Annotated in this window: 15 protein-coding genes and 1 tRNA gene; 6 read left to right on the plus strand and 10 right to left on the minus strand. The window is 66.8% G+C overall.

All coding sequences use genetic code 11. The features are described from left to right. Positions 1 to 56 precede the first annotated feature (56 nt). Positions 57 to 3,323 carry a TM0106 family RecB-like putative nuclease gene (locus HGN31_RS01505; RefSeq protein ID WP_168782125.1) on the minus strand — a complete coding sequence of 1,089 codons (3,267 nt, stop codon included), beginning with the start codon at positions 3,321 to 3,323 and terminating at the stop codon, positions 57 to 59. 133 nt (positions 3,324 to 3,456) lie between these two features. Beyond that, positions 3,457 to 3,735: a hypothetical protein gene (locus HGN31_RS01510; RefSeq protein ID WP_036700261.1), complete on the minus strand. Its 279-nt coding sequence runs from the start codon at positions 3,733 to 3,735 to the stop codon at positions 3,457 to 3,459. Between the two features lie 202 nt (positions 3,736 to 3,937). On the opposite strand from HGN31_RS01510, the gene HGN31_RS01515 reads away from it, so the two are divergent. After that, a complete protein-coding gene (locus HGN31_RS01515; protein ID WP_244961097.1) occupies positions 3,938 to 4,846 on the plus strand; it encodes a helix-turn-helix transcriptional regulator in 909 nt (302 codons plus the stop codon). A 23-nt stretch (positions 4,847 to 4,869) separates the two neighbouring features. After that, on the plus strand, positions 4,870 to 5,535 hold the full coding sequence (locus HGN31_RS01520) for a HEPN domain-containing protein (protein ID WP_211096316.1): 666 nt from the start codon (positions 4,870 to 4,872) through the stop codon (positions 5,533 to 5,535). 30 nt (positions 5,536 to 5,565) lie between these two features. Here the strand turns inward: HGN31_RS01520 and HGN31_RS16375 are convergent, their stop codons facing one another. From HGN31_RS16375 to phaC, 6 genes are all read right to left on the minus strand, one after another. Next, positions 5,566 to 6,204, minus strand: a complete 639-nt coding sequence (locus tag HGN31_RS16375) for a hypothetical protein (RefSeq protein ID WP_244961099.1) — start codon at positions 6,202 to 6,204, stop codon at positions 5,566 to 5,568. Positions 6,205 to 6,213: 9 nt separating this feature from the next. After that, on the minus strand, positions 6,214 to 8,025 hold the full coding sequence (locus tag HGN31_RS01530; protein WP_168782126.1) for a GmrSD restriction endonuclease domain-containing protein: 1,812 nt from the start codon (positions 8,023 to 8,025) through the stop codon (positions 6,214 to 6,216). Positions 8,026 to 8,514: 489 nt separating this feature from the next. Further along, positions 8,515 to 8,604: transfer RNA gene (locus tag HGN31_RS01535), tRNA-Ser, on the minus strand. A gap of 83 nt (positions 8,605 to 8,687) precedes the next feature. Next, positions 8,688 to 9,296, minus strand: a complete 609-nt coding sequence (gene phaR, locus HGN31_RS01540; RefSeq protein WP_168782127.1) for a polyhydroxyalkanoate synthesis repressor PhaR — start codon at positions 9,294 to 9,296, stop codon at positions 8,688 to 8,690. A 141-nt stretch (positions 9,297 to 9,437) separates the two neighbouring features. Then, entirely contained in the window at positions 9,438 to 9,911 is a 474-nt protein-coding gene (locus tag HGN31_RS01545) for a hypothetical protein (RefSeq protein ID WP_036708509.1), read from the minus strand. Positions 9,912 to 10,112: 201 nt separating this feature from the next. Then, on the minus strand, positions 10,113 to 11,936 hold the full coding sequence (gene phaC / locus HGN31_RS01550) for a class I poly(R)-hydroxyalkanoic acid synthase (RefSeq protein ID WP_168782128.1): 1,824 nt from the start codon (positions 11,934 to 11,936) through the stop codon (positions 10,113 to 10,115). Positions 11,937 to 12,684: 748 nt separating this feature from the next. Here phaC and phaZ point away from each other — a divergent pair. Both phaZ and HGN31_RS01560 read left to right on the plus strand, forming a co-directional pair. Beyond that, on the plus strand, positions 12,685 to 14,028 hold the full coding sequence (phaZ, locus tag HGN31_RS01555) for a polyhydroxyalkanoate depolymerase (RefSeq protein ID WP_168782129.1): 1,344 nt from the start codon (positions 12,685 to 12,687) through the stop codon (positions 14,026 to 14,028). 88 nt (positions 14,029 to 14,116) lie between these two features. Continuing rightward, on the plus strand, positions 14,117 to 14,590 hold the full coding sequence (locus HGN31_RS01560; RefSeq protein WP_168782130.1) for a pyridoxamine 5'-phosphate oxidase family protein: 474 nt from the start codon (positions 14,117 to 14,119) through the stop codon (positions 14,588 to 14,590). Positions 14,591 to 14,629: 39 nt separating this feature from the next. Here HGN31_RS01560 and HGN31_RS01565 read toward each other — a convergent pair whose 3' ends face one another. Continuing rightward, a complete protein-coding gene (locus HGN31_RS01565) occupies positions 14,630 to 15,388 on the minus strand; it encodes an alpha/beta hydrolase (protein WP_168782131.1) in 759 nt (252 codons plus the stop codon). A 577-nt stretch (positions 15,389 to 15,965) separates the two neighbouring features. Here HGN31_RS01565 and HGN31_RS01570 point away from each other — a divergent pair. Continuing rightward, entirely contained in the window at positions 15,966 to 16,502 is a 537-nt protein-coding gene (locus tag HGN31_RS01570; protein ID WP_244961101.1) for a DUF5930 domain-containing protein, read from the plus strand. A gap of 15 nt (positions 16,503 to 16,517) precedes the next feature. Here the strand turns inward: HGN31_RS01570 and HGN31_RS01575 are convergent. Further along, positions 16,518 to 17,707 (minus strand): IS3 family transposase gene (locus tag HGN31_RS01575; protein WP_168781936.1). Its coding sequence is split into 2 segments (ribosomal slippage): positions 16,518 to 17,455 and positions 17,455 to 17,707, totalling 1,191 coding nucleotides; the frame shifts between segments, so codons are not numbered across the junction. A 55-nt stretch (positions 17,708 to 17,762) separates the two neighbouring features. On the opposite strand from HGN31_RS01575, the gene HGN31_RS16245 reads away from it, so the two are divergent. Further along, positions 17,763 to 18,485, plus strand: a complete 723-nt coding sequence (locus HGN31_RS16245; RefSeq protein ID WP_211096317.1) for a M23 family metallopeptidase — start codon at positions 17,763 to 17,765, stop codon at positions 18,483 to 18,485. Positions 18,486 to 18,692 lie beyond the last annotated feature (207 nt).

An 18,692-nucleotide genomic window follows, 5' to 3' on the forward strand; every position in this document is an offset into this window, starting at 1 on the left:
ACCACTTTTGCCCTGCCAGCAGCCGCCGATGCCGCCTCTAGCACGCGCTCCCAGCCTCACAGCGCCGGAAGCGCGCAAAGTGTGTTCACCAGCCGCATCTGCTCGACCGTGTCGCACTTCGCCTCGCGCAGACGCGGCGCGCCGAAGACCAGCGCCAGCCCCTTGGCACGGGAGACGGCCACGTTGATCCGGTTGAGCGAGAACAGGAACTCCATGCCGCGCGAGGTTTCCTCGGCAGAGGACGCGGTCATCGACACGAGACAGACCGGCGCCTCCTGCCCCTGGAACTTGTCCACCGTTCCGACGCGGATGTCGTCCGGCAGCGCGTCGCGCAGGGCGTTCACCTGGGCGTTGTAGGGGGCGACGACGATGATGTCGCGGGCCTGCATCGGCCGGGTGGTGCCGTCCTTGTCGGTCCAGCTGCCTGTCAGCAGCTCGGCCACGGCCGAGCGGATCGCGATCACCTCCTCGGCCGCGATCTGCGCGTTGCCGTCGTGCGGCACCGGGACCCAGTGCGCGCCGGCCTCGGGGAAGCGGGTGCCGCGCACGGCTTGCCGGCCCGTATCCGGGTGGCTCGCCAGACGCCCCTCGTAGACCAGATCGGAGATGAAGCGGCAGACGGCCGGGTGCATCCGCCGCGTGACCGGCAGGAAGATGCCGCGGTCCGGCGGCACGGTCGCGTGCTCGCCCAGCATCCAGTCGAGGCACGACAGGTGCGCGGGTTCGGGGTGGGCACCCTGGATCACCTGCGGCAACTGGCGCGGGTCACCGATCAGCACGATGTTGCGCGCGGCGCGGCCCATCGCCGCCATGTTGGCCAGCCCGACCTGTCCGGCCTCGTCCACGAACAGCCAGTCCAAGGCCTGCACGTTCTCGTCGCGGGTGAAGAACCAGGCCGTGGCGCCGACGACGTGGCGGGCGTCGGCGGCCTCGTCATTGCTGCCGGTGCGGCGGACCGGACAATCGTCGGGATAGCCGTCGACGTCCCCGCTGGTCTTGTGAACGAGATCGAGCGCGAACGGCAGATCCTCGTCCTCCAGCGCGCTGAGACAGCCCATCAGGACGTTGCGGATCGCCTCGTGGCTGTTCGAGGTCACGCCCACGCGCGCGCCCTGACGGACGAGCGACAGGATCGCCCGGGCCGCGACATAGGTCTTGCCCGTGCCGGGCGGGCCCTGAATGGGCAGCACGGTTTCGTCCATCGCACCCACGGCCGCAATCGTGCCGGCCACGGGGTCGGCCACCGGCAGCAGCGGCCCGCTCGTCAGACGCGGCGCCGTCCGCGCGAGCAGATCGTCGACGGCGCGATAGGTCCGCGGGCCGCACTGATCGGCGATCACGTCGCGCAGGGCCGACGCGATCACATCGGTGTTCAGCGGCCAGTCGGGGCCCAGCGTCAGACGCGGGGTCAGCAGATGTTCCTTGCCGGGACCGACCTTGACCGTAATCTGCCGCAAGCGGCGGTCGAGGCTGTCGATCAGCACCGACACGGGCGCCCCATCCGGCACGCTGACGGTCGCCTTCTGGCCGGCGCGCAGTTTGGTTTCTTGCGGCGGGTAGCGATAGCTGCGCGTGAACGACCGCTTGACCGGCAGCACCGGCCCGATGGCCTCGAGCCCAGAGAGGGCATCCAGCTCGTCGATCAGCTCGTCATCGTCCCGCGCCGCCAAGTCGAACACCGCCCACTGGGCAGGCTTGGCCTCGCGCTTGTGAAAGAGGCCGAGGTCGAACAGCATCGCCTGCCTCTCCTCGGGCAGATCCGACCCGGACAAAAGGTCGCGCAGGGCCTGGGCTTCGGCGTCCTCCTCCGCCTCTTTCAGCGCGGCCTCGGGCGCCAGCGCGGGCCACGCACCTGCGGGACGGATCCCGACCAGCCAGTCGCGCAGCGCCTCGGTCGATATGCAGTCGATGCGGTTGTAATCCTTGATCTCGTCCAGAATCCGCTGTTCGTGCGTCTCGCGCCAGCGTTCATAGGCCACGACCGAGCCGCCCGCCGTCGTCACCTCGCCGGCACGGACGAGGTCGTAGAAGGCCTCGAGCGACTTGAGCGAATAATTCGGCTCCGATGCGAACAGCCCGCCGCGCACCACGGCGAACAGATCGACGAACCGACGTTCGCGCAGCAGGCGGTCGAGGAACGCCTCGCTGATCCCGTATTTCGTGGTCAGGCGGCGCAGCGCGGTGATCTCGTAGGCCGCGTAGTGATAGATGCGCGCCGTCGGAAACGCCTCGAGATGTTCGCGGAAGAAGGCGAGCAGGGCGACCAGCGCCTCGGCCTCGGCCGCATGGTCATGCGCCCAGAAGGGGCGGAACTGGCCATCGGCCCAGACACCGTGCAGGTATTCGAGGCCGCCCTCGTGATGCGGGTCGCCCTCGATGTCGTAGAAGAGATCGCCGGGCTGCGGCTCAGGCAGCAGGTCGAAGCCCTTGCCCGGTTCCGGGGCGCGCAGCTCAAAGGCGGGCGCGCCGGACTTGCGGCCATGCTGCAGGCGCGCTTGCGTCACCAGCCGCGCCTGCGTGCCCGCGGCCATGCCGCGCACCGGCTCCGTCAAGGCCGCCAGCGCCGCCATGGTGGCAACGCCCGCGGCCTCGAGTTTCTTGACCTGCCCGCGGGAGACATTGGCGACGTTGAAAAGGCTGTCCTCGGCCTGCCAGACCCCCTCGCAGTGTCCCGCCCAGCGGCAGAGCGCGCAATCGGCGCACGGGACCGGTCGGGTCGGCCGGGGGTCGGCCACGAACGCCTCGAGCCGCGCCCGCGCCGCACGGGCGTAGTGTTGAAAGTCCGCCAACCGCAGCGTGGCGCGCTCGCCGCTGCCGAGTTCGACGTGGGCGAACTCGGGCGCCACGCCCTGCACCTTGGCCAGAAGGTCCGAATAGAGCACGAGCTGCAGCACGTGCTTGGGCTGCACGCTGCGCTTCAGCTTGGTGTCGGCCACCTCGTAGCTGAACGGACCCAGATCCGAGGGACGGTCGACGCGCTGCAGGAAATCCGACCAGCCGCCCCAGTTGCCGGACAGGAAGGCGCCCTGGAACACCACCTCGGCGCCTTCGGCCAACGCGGCACGGGTGGCCTGCGCGTCCGCGGCCAGATCGCTGCGAGGGATCTCGATCACCGATGTCCCGGCGGTTTTGAGCTTCTGCAGATGCCCCGACTCGTGTGCGTCGCCCTGCTTCTGCAGCAGCAGCGCGTCCTCGGTCGTCTCGCCCGGCTCAGGCCCCTCGCCGCGCAGCCGTCCCAGGTCGAGCGTGGTGGCATGGGCGCAGCCCATGAACCGCATCAGGTCGGTCGCCGACAGGAGGATGTCGCCGTCGAGATGCCGCATGGTGGTGCTCCTTTCCCTAGCAACGTTGCGATCCGACGCGACGTGCTCGCGTCGGATCTTCTGCTCGATCACCTACGCCGCGCAGGCAAGGCGGGCGGCTGACGGGGCGCGGTCGCCAGCGCGCGTGCAAGGGTCAGCCGGCCTGAGCCGCTTCCTCGCGCACGATCCGCAGACTGTCCCGTGCGACGAGCGACGGCGATTTTCCCTTGGCCCCCATGCGCAGCGAGAAACCGCGCGCGATGAGCGACGCCGCCTCTTCCAGCGTCTCCACGTACACCGCGTGCGCGACCTTGTGCTTGTCCGCGCCGTGCGCCGGATCGGCCAGCTGATACCCCTTTTCCGTCCGGACCGGCGCCTCCACGACGCCCTTGCGCGGCGCAACCCGTTCAATCCTGATCACCCGACCAGCCATGTGCAGTCTCCTATGCTCTCTGGTGCGCCCTGCCGTGCCCCGACGCCAGAACGAGCACTCGTGAATCGGCTCGACAGGACGCGGTGACACACCTAGCCTGCCGGGGTGTCAATTCCTGACAGGTTTGCGCACCTCATGTCGTTTTCCAAGGCGCAGGGTCTCATCCGTCTGGCGCAGATGGCCGCTGCCCGGCGCGGGGGGGGTGACGCTCGACGACATCCGCGCCGAGTTCGCCATCTCGCACCGCACCGCGCAGCGCATGACCGCGGCGCTGGAGGAAAGCTTCGGCAACGTCGAGGTCACCGAGGGCGAAGACCGCAAGCGCCGCTGGCGGCTGCGCGACCCCGGCCTCTCCGCGCTGCAACTGCGCTACGAGACCGGGCTCGAGGCGCTCGAGATCGCGGCCCGGACGGCCCAGACCGAGGGGCGGCTGCGCCATGCGCGGGCGCTCGACGACCTGCGCGACGGTCTCCTGTCCCGAGCGCAAGCGCGGGCACGGGTCGAGGCGGATGCCGAGGCCGTGCTGATGGCGATGGGCCAGGTGACGCGGCCGGGACCCAAGGTCCGGCTTCGGCCCGAGATCCTCGACGCGATCATCGAGGCGCTGCGCGGTCCCTTCCGCCTGCGCGTGCGCTACAGCCGGGACGCCGCGCCCCGCATCCTCGAACCGCACGGGGTGCTGCTGGGCCACCGGACCTATCTTGCGGCGCGCGATCCGGCCAAGGCCGACGAGGTGAGGAACTTCCGCATCGACCTGATCCACGAGGCCGAGGCGCCGCACGAGAGCTTCGCCTTCGTCGACGGGTTCTCGATCGCCGATTACGCCGCCCAGGCCTTCGGCGTCTGGCAGGACCCCGCGCAATACGGCGAGGTCGTCTGGCGCTTCGCCGGCGAGGCCGCCGACCGCGCCGCGGGCTTCCGCTTTCACCCGCGGCAGGTCCTGGAACCGCAGCCGGACGGCAGCCTGATCGTCCGCTTCCACGCCGCGGGCTGGCTCGAGATGGCGTGGCACCTTTACCAGTGGGGTGACAAGGTCGAGGTCGTCGCGCCGCAGGCGCTGCGTGACCTCGTCGAGGGTTACCGCCGCCCCGACTTTGCCGCCATGCCGTGATCGATCCCGAAAGGAGGCCGCCGATGCCCGACACCCTGACCTTCGCCGCGCTCAAGGACAAGCAGCGGGCCATCCGGGCGGGGTTCCCCCAGACGATGGGCCTGCGCGTCCACCGCGCCATCAGCTGGATCGGCCGCGCCGAGGCCTGCGAGGGCGACGACGACGCGCGCTTCATCTTCCTCTGGATCGCCTTCAATGCCGCCTATGCCGACGAGCGCGCCTTCCAGTCGGTCCCGCAGGGCGAACGCGCGGCCTTCCTCGGCTACTTCGATCGCCTGACGGCGCTGGACAGTGACCGTCGCATCTACAAGGCCGTCTGGCAGCGGTTTTCGGGCCCCGTCCGGCTGCTTCTCGAGAACCGGTACGTCTTCCACCCCTTCTGGCAGCACCACAACGGGATCGATGGGTTCGCCGACTGGGAGGAGCGCTTCAAGGCGTCGGCGAAGTCGTTCGCCCAGGCGTTCCAGAGCGGCGACACCGCCCGGGTGCTGAGCTTCGTGTTCGACCGCCTCTACGTCCTGCGCAACCAGCTGGTCCACGGCGGGGCGACATGGAACAGCAGCATCAACCGCGCCCAGGTCCGCGACGGCGCGGCGATCCTCACGTTCCTGCTCCCGATCTTTGCCGACCTGATGATGGAAAACCCCAACGACGACTGGGGGCGCCCGTTCTATCCGGTGTTGCCGTGAGGGACGGAGATCACCGAAATCCAATTCGGGTCACGCCGCATCCAGTTTTCGGAGAATAGTCTCCATCTGCGCGGGACGATCGATCGTGAGCCGGATGAGATCTGCGTGGGCCAGATCACGCATCGATTTCAGGGCGGAGTGACGGCCATAGACCTTCTTTCCGCCAGGAGCTGCATCCTGATAAATCGCCGAGGCTGGATAGGCGCGACAGCGGATACCGACATCCATCAGCTCGGCACCGTACCGGCTTGCGAGCCAGAGGTTGGCGCGACTTTTGTCGCTCTTTTCAAACATCAACTCGATCCGATTGTCGTTCCGTGATCGCATGACGTAGCGCGCAACGAGTTTGCTGTGCCCAGCCGGATGCTCATGCGCAGCTTCTTTCAGAAGCGCCAGACACTGGGCTTTCAGCTCTTCGCGTCCTTGCATGTCTACGCTGATTTCGGCCCGGGTCGGAGGGCTGACCATTGCCTCGGCCAAATCAGTGGCTTCTGTTGGATCGATCGCAACGACGCCATCGTTTCGTTGATGGGGAACGATATGACAGCGAGGAGGCAGGTCAGCCTGAACGGCCAGTCGATCCCTTCTGCGCTGAGGCCCCACGACGACGATAGCGCCGACAATCCAGATTATCAGGACCACGACAAGGATAATCATGATGACACCCATTGCCGGGCCCTATCTCTGGTCTTCCAGGGCATACGGCATAGGCGCCTCGCTCATGGCCTCTCCGCCGCCAAGCAGCTGCAAAAGTCGTTTGCGGATCAGTTTTTCTCGTTCTCGGACAAACTCCGGAAGCGAGGTGACATCGCAAAGTTCCAGGCGCTCAGGGATCATGTGCTGTGCGTAGAAATCCCTGCGTCTGCCGGTAATCCAGGATCTGAACGGAAGCGCACCTTTCTCGATGTTCTCGTCGCTGCGCAAGAGCTGGAGGTTCCCAAGACTGTTCGAGGCAGCAACGATCTCCTCGATACGGTGTTCGGGCAGATTGCGGCCGCGCAGGACGTTCTTTTGCGCATCGGCCTGTGGAATGATGTGATCGACATGCCAAGTCGACCCGTTCCAGTCGACACCTTGATAGAGCAGTGACAGCGCCACAAAGGTGCGTGGCTTGCCGTATTGCATTTCGAGCAGTTCTTCGACAGTCCGCTCATCCACCTTCGACAGCCGGCCCCCCTTCCCCATTGCCTCGAAAAGCTTATGCGTAGGAAAGTCGCGGGCGACACGCAGATGTTCCCGAACGGTTGCGCGGGCCGTGGCAATGGTCTGGTCCGAATGCCCCACGAAGGCGCTGACCAACAGGCTGTTCAGAAGCCAATAGTGCATCGCTGACGCATTCACCCGCTCGAACTCGGTCGAGCCGCGGAAGTCAAATTCCGGCGTGTGGTAGATGTAATAGACGAGGGGCAGAACCGCGTTCAAAGACCCGAGGTTGTCGCCGGTCAGGCCGTGCCGGTTGAGCAACCGGAACGTGTTTTCGATGGCCAGTCCGATGCGATCCCAGTTGCGCTCGATGTCAGCGATGGTTTCGGTGGTGAAGTTGCGGACGTTATAGACCACATCGTAATCGCAGACCACGAGACAGGCTTTCAGCACGAGATCTCGGGTGATCTTGTTCGGGGCGCCGATCCCTTTATTAATCCTGTCAACAAGGCCGCCAATATCCTCGCGCGCCGTTCCGCTGGACCACTTCGAGGTGATCATCGACATCAGCAGATCGGCCTTTGACAGCTTGGTGCCGCCGTCGTTCGCGCGCACAAAAATGTCGAGCACGCGGTCGGCGGACTGATCGTTTTCGGTGTAGAAGTTGATGCCCTCGTCGCGCCAGATCACCCGATAAAGGCGGCGCAGCGTGTCTTCGGCAAGGGTCTTTTCCCAGTCCGAGACGCCGGGATGGAACTCGGTCTTTACCTTCGCGATCAAGGCTTCCAGCCGTTCTTCGGTGGGATAATCCAGGATCGAACCAACCTTGAACCAATGTCTGCGATGGTTGTTTGCTGGACGACGCTCGTGGAAGGCAAGGCCATAGGTCACGCCGAATTCGTCGCCGTCTTCCTCATCCAGAGCTCGGGGGTCGGGATCCTTGAAAAGATCGAGGTACAGGCTCTTGGACGACCAGGCGGCGAGATTGCTGCGCCTTTTACCCTTGGCCTTTTCCAAAAAGGTCCCCCGCAAACCTACCAGAAGCGAGGTCAGACGCTGCTGGCCGTCAAGCACCAGGATGACCTGCCGCCCCTCGGCGCGGGTAGGCTCGTTCATGAAGTCGGGCTGATAGTTCTCGATGAACTTGTAGCAGCTCAGCTCAGCCTTGGTGTCCTCATCCACCGCCCAGAACATGAAGCTGGAGATCGGATAACCCTTCAGCAGCGAATCGAACAGCGCGGTGATCTGGCCGGTGGACCATACATAGGGACGCTGGATCGCAGGCAGGAAATAGGTTCGATTCACGTCATCGATCACGGCACCAATGGTGCGAGAGGCATAGGACATGGGGATCTGGTCTAATTGAGCGCAACAATGTGTTTCATCACACGTCGCGCATTCGGGACGGCTGCTCGCAATCGTCGAGCGCTAGGAGGCGGGAGCAATGGTTCTTCTTAAGTTGTTCCGCATCCTGAACTGTGTCTCGGTCAGACTAGAGCAGCTTTTCACGGTTCGATGTCAAGGCGTTCGGGAGGTTTCGCCACATTGGATCCGAGCAATGAGGCCCTGATCGCCGCCTTGGTTTTCCGCGACGCGCCGGCTTGCGCCGAAACCGCCCGGGGGGGACGGTTCGTGCAAGGGGTCGGTGCGATCAGAAATGGCGCAAGCGGACCTCTTCGCACCGTCACCGTAATTCGCGGCGTGGCGATCATATAGAGACGCAGACTGCGGCGCACAACGTCGTTGCGTCGACCTTGACGAAATTACGCTCATCTTCGCGAAAGATCATGCCGATCGTCTGCTCAGCACAGATGACCATACTCAGTATTCGGATGATGGCGGACGGTGAGGGATTCGAACCCTCGAGACGGTTCCCCGCCTACACACTTTCCAGGCGTGCGCCTTCGACCACTCGGCCAACCGTCCGTGCCGGTGGGGTTTAGCTTGGGGCAGGAAAGTGCGCAAGCGGGGACGAACAGCCACCACAGCACGACCCGTCGGGTCGGGCGTCAAAGCCGCGCGATGCGGTCCTGCAGGGCGGCCAGCTGGCGGCGGATCTCTTCGGCCTCGGCGGCGGGGGACCGGGCAGCCTCGGCGGCCGGCTTGCCCTGCGGCGCCTCGGCGTCGTCGTCCGGCGCGGGTCCGCTGCTGCCGGACCAGCCGCCGATCATCGCCCGCAGGAAGGCCTGCTGCTGGCGCTGCATCTCGGCGAAGCCGGGCATCGACGCCATCGGATGCTGCAGGCTCGTCATCTGCTCGAGCAGCTTCGACTGCCCGTCTCTCAGCATCTCGAAGCTCGCGGCCAGGAATTGCGGGACCACCGACTGCGCCTGCGCGGTGTAGCTGCGCACGAGGTCGGTCAGCACGTCGACCGGCAGGACGTTCTCGCCCCGGGCCTCGTGCTCGGCGATAATCTGCAGCAGGTACTGCCGCGTCAGGTCGTCGCCCGAGCGCAGGTCGACGATCCGCACCTCGCGCCCCTCGCGGATCACCCGGGCGATCTCGTCCAGCGTGATGTAGTCGCTGCTCTCGGTGTTGTAGAGCCGGCGGCTCGCATAGCGCTTGATCAGCAGCGGCTGGGGGGGCTGGTCGGTCTCGGTAGGCTTCTCGGGGGGCATGGGCCGCGTCCTGTGCAATTGCGGCAAGTTTGCGGCCGAAGCGTTGCAATTGCAAAAGAAAAACGCGCCCCTCGCGGGGGCGCGCGTCCTCGTGAACCGGGCCGGCCCGCCCATCAGGGCGAGCCGTACAACAGGGCTGGATCAGCCCTTGGCCTTGTTGGTCGCCTCGGCGGCCGCGTCCTGCACCTTGCGGGTCGCGTCCTTGACGTTGCGGGCCGCGGTGTCGGCCATGCGCTGCATGTCGCCCTGGGCTTCCTTGCCGGCGTTCATCAGCAGATCGACGGTGTCCATCTGCACGCGCTTGGCAACCTCGGCATAGGCCGACATGTGCTCGGCGGCGAGTTCCGCGGCGGCCGAGGCAAAGTCAGACATCGCCTTGGCATAGTCGGCCGGCTGCTCTTTCGAGGTCGCCAGCTCGCCCATGCGGGCGATGGTGTCCTTGGCCCAGGCGGCCGAGATCTCGGTCGAGCGCTCGGCGGCCTGCAGCGCGACGCGGGTCATCTTCTCGCCCAGCTGCGACTGGGTCTTGAACGCCTCGGTCATCGACGAGGTGTCGACCGGGAAGTTCTGCATCATGTCCTGGAACGGCTTGGTGAAGTCGGGGGTCTTGGCCATCGAAGTCATCCTCGTAAGCGTGGTGGTCGCGGGTTTGTCGTCTGCCCTCATTGATAAATGCTGCGTCGCAGCATTTCAACAGGGTTTGCTGCGGTGCAGCAAAATATTTCTGCCCCTCTCCCGTCCCCGCCGCGGTCGCCGCAAGCGCGCGCGCCGCAGCTTGGGGATAGCCCGGGCCGGCGCACCGGCCCGGGCAAACAATCAAGCCTTTTCGAGCACGTAGGTTCCCGGCGCCGGCCCGAGCGACTCGGCGGGCGTGCGGGCCGGGACCATCGGGCCGGACCGCTCGGCCAGCCAGTCACCCCAGCGGTTCCACCAGCTGCCCTCGTGGTACTCCGCCGCCTTGCGCCAGTCGTCGGCGCTGCCCGAGAACCCGGCCTCCGAGGTGTAGTGCCCGTATTTCACCTTGGTCGGCGGGTTGATGATCCCGGCGATGTGCCCGGACTCGGACAGGATGAACCGCCGGTCGTCCGAGCCCATCTGCGCCACGCCCTTCCAGCTGTGCAGCCAGGGGGCGATGTGGTCGGCCTCGCAGGCGACGGCGCAGATCGGCACCTTCACGTCGCGCAGGTGCAGCGTGTGGCCGAGGATCTCGAACCCCTCGCCGGCGAGCGCGTTCTTCTGGCAGAGGTTGCGCAGATACTGTGTCACCATCTTGCCGGGCAGGTTGGTGCCGTCGCCGTTCCAGTAGAGCAGGTCGAACGCCGGCGGCGCCTCGCCCAGCATGTAGCTGCGGATCGCCGGCCCCCACACCAGGTCGTTGGCGCGCAGGAAGCTGAAGGTCCGCTGCATGAGCTGCGCCGAGAGATAGCCGGTGCGCGCCACCTCGTCCTCGATCCCGCCGACGAAATCGTCCTGCAGGAAGGTGGTGAACTCGCCCTGATCGGAAAAATCGGTCAGCGTGGTGAAGAGCGTTGCCGACTTGATCCGGTCGTCGTCCTTCTGCTGCATCAGTGCCAGCGTGGTCGAGAGCGTGGTCCCGGCGATGCAGTAGCCGACGGCATTGAGCTGCGGCTCGTCCGTCAGCTCAAGCACCTTGCCAACCACGTCCAGATAGGCCGAGACATAGTCGTCCATCGACTGCTCGGCCGCCTCGGTGCCGGGGTTCTTCCACGACACGACGAAGAGCGTATAGCCCTGCGCCACGATCCAGCGCAGCAGGCTGTTCTGCGGCTTGAGGTCCATGATGTAGTACTTGTTGATCCACGGCGGGAACACGATCACCGGGGTCCGGTGCACCGTCTCGGTGCTCGGCCGGAACTGGATCAGCTCAAGCATCGGGGTGCGATAGACGACCTCGCCCGGCGTGGTGCCGATGTTCTCGCCCACGCGGAAGGCGCTGCGGTCCGACAGCGACACGACGAGGTCGCCGCGGTTCTCCTCGATGTCGCGCACGAGGTTCTCGAGCCCGCGCACGAGGCTCTCGCCCTCGGTCTCGATCGCCCGCTCGAGCGCGTCGGGGTTGGTGGCGAGGAAGTTGGTCGGCGCCAGCATGTCGATCATCTGGCGGGTGAACCAGTCGATCCGGCGGCGGTCGGTCTCGTCCGGGATGTCCAGATCGGCGGCCGCCTTGCGGATCGCCTCGGCGTTGATCTGATACTGGTTCATGACGAAGCTGTAGAACGGGTTCGTGGTCCACAGCGGGTTCTTGAAGCGCCGGTCAGGCGGGGTGTCGGTCTCGGGCGCGGCGAGGTTGCGGGCAAAGGCGCCCTGCGCCGCCGCGACGTGGCGCAGCGTCTCGCCCCAGTAGCGAACCTGCTGCTCGATCAGCCGCGCCGGCTGCTCGGTGGCAAGCTTCAGCCACGCCTGTGCGACCGAGCCGTATAGCTCCGGCCCCGGGCCTTCGACGGCGGGGCTGTGCATGGGCTTGGCCGCCATCGCGGCCAGCAGCCGCTGCCCGAGGGCCTCGATCCGCTCGATGTTCTCGGCCAGGCGGGCAGGCAGACCGGCGATGGCGAGCGGGTTGCGCGCGGCCTCGTCGTCGGCGGGCGCCGTGGCGGCGAGGGTGCTGGCGGCGGTCGCCATGTCGCCGCGGTAGCCGGCGGGGCCGGACTGCGGCGCGCGCTGGGATTCGGCGGCGGTCTCGGCGCGTTCCTCGGTCCGTTCCGTGTCTGGCTTGGCGGTCGTCGCGGCGGCCTCGGCGCCCGAAGAATCAGTCGAAGGCCGTGATTCGCCCCCCGCGCCGCGGGGGCCCCGCGCCGTCGCGGTCGCCGCCTTCGCAGGTGCAGCATCCGACTTTGCTGCAGTGCGGCGTTTCGTCTCACCCTCCGGTTTCGTCGCGGCACCGTCCGTCTTGGCCGGACCCTTGCCGCGCCGTCCGGCCGTCTCGCCACCGCCCTTCGCCTCGGCGGTCCCTGCCCCACGCGCCGCCGCCGCGCCGGCGGCCTCAGCCGCCGCCCGGGCGCCCTTCCGCCGGGCCCCGTCCGCGGACGACTTCGACCCGCGCGATCCCGAGGCGCGCCCGCGTTTCCCGGCCGCGCCGTCGGCGCCAGCGCCCGCGTCAGCCCCTGAAGACTCGCCCGCGCCCGCGGCCTTCGCAGACGCCGGCGCCTTCGCCGGACGCCGGGCCGCCGCACCCGAGGCGCGGCGCGGCGCCGTCGCGCCCCCCTCGGCCCCGCCTGCCGGACCCTTGCCGTCCGCCTGATCCCGTGCGCCCTCGTCCCGCGTCGTGGCCATGTCGTGCTGTCCTCCCTACCCTACCCCCATTAAGACTCGGTTGACGAAAGGCGTAAACCGGACTTTGCATGTCGGCCTGCGGAAAGGGACGGTGCATATGGCGTACAAGGGTTATCGAGGGATCGTGTCGTACGACGCGATGGAGACGTTTCGGAACACCAACGAATGGATGGGGGCCTCGGCCAGGGCGATCGCGTCCTACCCGATCTTCGCGCTGGTCCCGTCCCCGATGTTCAAGCTGCTCTCGGCCTGGGGCCGGGTGACGGAACGCAGCTTCGCCCGCATGGTCATCAAGCCCGACTGGGAGATCCCGCCGATCCCCGGGTCCGAAGGCCAGGACCACCTCGTCTATGTCGAGCCCGAGATCGAGCGCCCCTTCGGCGACCTTGTCCGCTTCCGCGTCGCCCGGCGCGAACCGGCCGAGCGCAAGGTGCTGCTGGTCGCGCCGATGTCGGGGCACTACGCGACGCTCCTGCGCTCGACGGTGACGTCGCTCCTGCCAGACTGCGACGTGTGGGTGACGGACTGGCACAACGCCCGCGACATCCCGGTGAGCGAGGGCAAGTTCGACGTCGAGGACTACACCCGCTACCTCGTCGACTTCATGTCCCACCTCGGGCCCGACCTGCACGTCATCGCGGTCTGCCAGCCGGCGCCGCTGACGCTGGCGGCGACCGCGATCCTCGCGGCCGAGAACCCCGACGCGCAGCCCCGCACCCTGACCCTGATCGGCGGCCCGATCGACCCCGACGCCGCCGCGACCGAGGTCACCGACTTCGGTAACCGGGTGACGATGGGCGAGCTCGAGCACCTCGCCATCCAGCAGGTCGGCTTCAAGTATCGCGGCGCCGGCCGGATGGTCTATCCGGGCCTCGCGCAGCTGTCGTCCTTCATCGCCATGAACGCCGACACCCACCGCAAGGCCTTCATGGACAAGATCTTCGCCGAGGCGACCGGCGCCGGGTCCGAGGGCGACAAGCACAACAAGTTCTACGACGAATACCTCGCCGTGATGGACATGACGGCCGAGTTCTACCTCTCGACCGTGGACCGCATCTTCAAGCGCGGCGAGATCGCCTCGAACAGCTTCTCGGTCGATGGCAAGCCGGTGGACATTGGCGCCATCCGCGATGTGGCGGTGATGACGGTCGAGGGCGCCAACGACGACATCTCGGCCCCCGGCCAGTGCGTCGCAGCGCTGGCGCTCTGCACCGGCGTGCCCGACGACCGCAAGGCCCAGCACCTTGAGCCGGGCGCCGGCCACTACGGCATCTTCGCCGGCAAGAGCTGGCGGCTGAACATCCGCCCGCTGGTGCTCGACTTCATGGATGAGCACACCGGCAAGACCCAGACGCCCAAAGCCAAGCGCAAGCGCGGCGGGCAGGTCAAGGGCGACACCCGCCCGCTCGGCCCGGACGACGATTCCAAGATCGCCGTCTGAGGCAGACACCGCCGCATCTCTCGCCGCCCGCCGGAACCGCCGGCGGGCGGCCTCGTTTCTAGGGGGTCAACCCGAAAGGAACCCCGAGATGAGCGACCGCGAGACCTTCTGGAAACGCCTCGACGACGTGAACGCCGGCATGCTGGGCTGCGACCCCGACTGGCGGCTGGTGCCGATGTCGCATTACGCCGACCCCGACGAGGATGCGCTGTGGTTCATCACCGCCGAGGGCACCGACCTCGCCGAAGCGGTCGCCGGCGGCGCGAAGAAGGCGGTCCATGTCGTCTCGAGCCAGGGCGGCAAGCTGTACGCGCGGATCGAGGGCGAGCTGTCGCTGTCGGACGACCGCGAGAAGCTGGACGAGATCTGGAATGCGGTCGCCTCGAGCTGGTTCGAGGACGGCAAGCAGGACGACGACGTCCGGCTGCTGCGCCTGTCGCTCAGCGCGGCGGAAGTGTGGTCGACCGACGGCGGGCTGGGGTTCATGTACCAGATCGCCAAGTCCAAGCTGACCGGCGCAAAGCCCGACATGGGCGAGCATTTCGAGATCAGCTTCGTCTGATCGAGACCAAGGGCAGGCGCGGTGGCGCCTGCCTTTTCCTTATTGCGCCTCGGCGCCGGTGAGTTCGGCCACAGCCGCGCGGATCAGCGCCAGTTGGCCCGGCTCGCTGAACCGGTGATCGGCGCCCCTGACGAGCGTCAGGCGGATGTCCGGCCCCTCCGCATGATCGAGAAGCCGCAGCGCCTCGCCCATCGGCACATCCTCGTCCGCCGTCCCCTGGAACATTCGGACCGGCATCGGCAACGGCAGCGGCTGGTCGAATAGCCGCTCGGCCGCGCCCTGCTCGAACAGCCGGCGCGAGAAGACGTAATCGGCCCCATAGGCGCTCGGCCGGGTGACCGCACCCTGCGTGCGCAGCGCCTCCCGGTCGGCGTCGGTGAACCCCTGCTCCATCCGCGTCGTGAAGTCCGGCGCGGCGGCGATGGTCACCAGCCCCGCCACCAGTTCGGGCGCCTCGCGCGCAAGCCGCAGCGCCAGCCAGCCGCCGAGCGACGACCCCACGAGCACCTGCGGCCCCGGCGCCCGCGCGGCGATGATGTCACGTGCATCCTCGAGCCAGTCGGTGATCCCGAAGTCCTCGACCGCCCCCTGCTCGGTCGAAAGCCCATGCCCCGACAGATCGAACCGCAGCATCCCCCGCCGCGTCGCCCCGCACCAGTCGGCAAGGTCGAGCGCCTTCGTCCCCTCCATGTCGGACCGGAACCCGTGCAGGAACACCACGCCGGGCCCCTCGGCCACGGCAGGCAGCGCTCGGTACGCCAGTCGCCGCCCGTGCCGCGTCTCGTGAAAAGCTGTCATGGTCGTCTCCCGTCAATTCCGCTCAGGGATACGCAAGGCGAGGCCGGTCCGCCACTTCGCCCGTGGGGCGACGGCGCATAAGGTTGCGTCAGCGTCGGAAACTGGCGGAGGGGATGGGCCTGCCGTCGAACCTTCTCTGCCCTTTAACACGTTGATTCATTAGTGCGAATTCCAGGCGATCTCCTTCAGATTGTGCTTTGACGTCGATGGGCCCCGCTTCCACAACGAATGACGCGCAAGCGCGAGAGTTCCCCGGCTTCGACCTCCTTCCCCTCGCGGGACGGTGGCGTTACGGCTCTCGGGCGAGGTCTTGAAGTAGCGGAAGGGCGATCGCTGAGTCATGGCGACCGGCTACGGGGCTAGTTGCACCCGTGGCAACCGGGTTCCTTTTACAGGTCCGCAGGCAGCCTTCCGCCGATTTGTGCGTCTTCGGCTCTAGTCGGCTGACCGGAAGGACGTGGGTGGTTGCGAGGCGAGCGCCTCCCAACTAAGCGGACACGCGGACGGCGGGCAAGGCCGCGTCAACGTGGGACGACGACATTTGACCCTTCGACCAATCCGAGGACTACGCACGCTTGTGGGTTGCGTCCTTCCGGAGCGAAGATTGTTCATCCGGTCCGGCGACCATGTCCGGTTCGTTCGCCTGAGCCCCGGAAGGCAGGCCCTCGCCTGGGCTGGTGGAGCGTTTCTGGTGGCGTGGTGCCTGACGGTCACGTCAGTCCTGATCATGAACTCCATCGACTTCCTAACCATGCGCGAGCAGGCCAAGCGAGAGCAGGCGCTCTTTGAGGACCGCGCTCTCGCACTCGGCGGGGAGCGCGACCAGCAGGCGATGGAAGCACTCGCGGCCCAAGAGCGGTTTGCAGCCGCCACGGTGCAGATGTCGTCGATGCAGAGCGACCTGCTTGCGCTCGAGACCCGCCGCCGCGAGATGGAGAGCGAGTTGCAGGCGGCCCAGGCCACTCTGCGCCGTACGATGGACGCGCGCGCTGCCGCAGTGTCTGCGTCGCAGGACCCGAGATCTGAGGAACTCGCCGCCACACTCGACCTACTGACCCTCGCCCTGACCGAAACGGTGGTCGAGCGTGATCAGGCCGCCACCAAGGCCAAGTGACCTGCCACTGAACTTTCATCCAACGGCGACCTGAGCCCGGTTTTTGTTTACGCCTGTTGGCGCGGGTTGAGCAATCGCCCGGCGCGCGGAGCTTTCATCTCGCGCAGCGGGGCGGGCGATTGCGGGGTTCAGGTTCGCGGCAAACCCTACAGGGGTCTGGTAGCCCAAGGCCGAGTGGGGCCTTTCGGTGTTGTAATCCGTGACCCAGGCAGCGATCAGGTCACGGGCATGGGCGATGTTGCGGAACAGGGCCTCGTTCAGAAGCTCGTCCCGCATCCTGCCGTTGAAGCTTTCGACGAACCCGTTCTGCATCGGCTTGCCCGGCGCAATGTAATGCCATTCGACCTTGTGCTCGGCGCACCACTTCAGGATCGCGTTCGATGTCAGCTCTGTCCCGTTATCGCTGACAATCATTCCAGGCCTGCCGCGGCGTTCGATCAGCGCCGTCAGTTCCCGAGCCACGCGGCGGCCCGAAATCGAGGTGTCCGGGATCGCCGCCAGACATTCGCGGGTGACGTCGTCAACCACGTTCAGCACCCGGAAGCGCCGCCCGCAGGCGAACTGGTCATGGACGAAGTCCAGCGACCACCGTGCATTGGCTCGTGTCTCGATCAGGATCGGTGCCCTCGTTCCGAGGGCCTTGCGGCGCGCTTTGCGTTTACGCACGGTTAAGCCCTCTTCTCGGTAAAGCCGATAGATGCGGTTGATCCCGGATGGCTCTCCCTCGCGCCTGAGCAGCACGAACAGCCGCCGGTAGCCGAACCTGCGCCGCTCGTTGGCCAGATCCCGCAACCGCCCGCGCAGCGCCGTGTCCGGCGCTCGCTGGGACTGGTAGCGCACCATCGTCCGGTCCGCCCCGGCAATCTGGCACGCCCGCCGCTCCGACAGCCCGAGATGGGCCTTCAGGTGCGCGACAGCCTCGCGCTTCACGGCGGGCGTTACCACTTTTTTGACAGCAGTTCTTTCATCGCAGCCATGTCGAGCATCTGGTCAGCCAGCAAGCGCTTCAGCCTGGCGTTCTCGTCCTCGAGTGCCTTCAGCCGCTTCGCCTCCGACACCGTCATCCCGCCATACTTCGCCTTCCAAGCGTAAAATGTGCCTTCCGACATGCCGTGCTTGCGGCACAGATCTGCGCACTTCGCGCCGGCATCATGCTCCTGAAGGATACCGATAATCTGTTCCTCGGTCCGTCGTGCCTTCTTCATCTTCGTCCGTCCTCTCGTTGGGCCGGACTCTAGTCACAGATGGAGGAAAAAGCCCGTGGCAGGTCACAAGGAGGCCGTTCTTCTTGCCGGCGAGCTGGAGTTCGATCTGCGGCTGAGAAAATCCGAGAGTAATCGAATCCTGCTGCAGATCGAGGAGGCTCTGATCGCCTCGGTGGAGCCGCTCGACGAGGTGCTCCGTGAGGCCGGACTGGACTCTGAGGCGGTACTCGCATCCGCTGGCGATGGTCACTCAGCCCCGAAGGAAGCCTTGGTTCCCCTTGCGGTCTCCACGAGGGGAATAGCCTCGCTGGATGACGAGACCGTGCGCGCGAACCGCATTCTCGAGCGGCTCGACGAGCTCAGCCACTATCGCTTGGCCCTTGAATCGCTGCCGCTCGCCATGCCGGTCCAGGACGCCTTCCGGTACACCTCGCCCTTTGGCCGGCGCTGGGGGCAAATGCACAAAGGGGTCGACATGGCAGGGCCTGTCGGCACCCCCGTCTACGCCACGGCCGACGGGGTCGTCACCTTCGCCGGCTGGCAGAACGGCTACGGGCGGATCATCATCGTTCGCCACCCCTTCGGTCTGGAGACCCGCTACCCGCACCTCAACGCCATCCGCGTCGAGGTGGGCCAGGAAGTTGCGCGCGGCGAGCGGGTCGGCGACATGGGTAACTCGGGCCGCTCCACGGGATCCCACCTCCACTACGAGGTGCGCGTGAACGGTGAAGCGGTCGATCCGATGGGCTACATTCGCGCCGGCCGGGACCTCCTCTGAGCGCGCCCGCGCGCGCCGGTAGCCGGGCTCTTGCTACGTCAGTGAGGCGAAGGGGCGTCGAACTGCACGTAGAGGTGCTCGACGATCTCGAACTGAAGGTCATGGAACTTGCTTGGGCCCGGTTCGCGGCATGACGCGGGAACTGCACTGCCTGCAGTACGGCGAGCCCGAAATCCAGTACGAGATTGTCCGCCGCCCGAGGAAGAC

Source organism: Paracoccus sanguinis, from assembly GCF_012689545.1.
In the GTDB taxonomy this organism is placed as follows: domain Bacteria; phylum Pseudomonadota; class Alphaproteobacteria; order Rhodobacterales; family Rhodobacteraceae; genus Paracoccus; species Paracoccus panacisoli.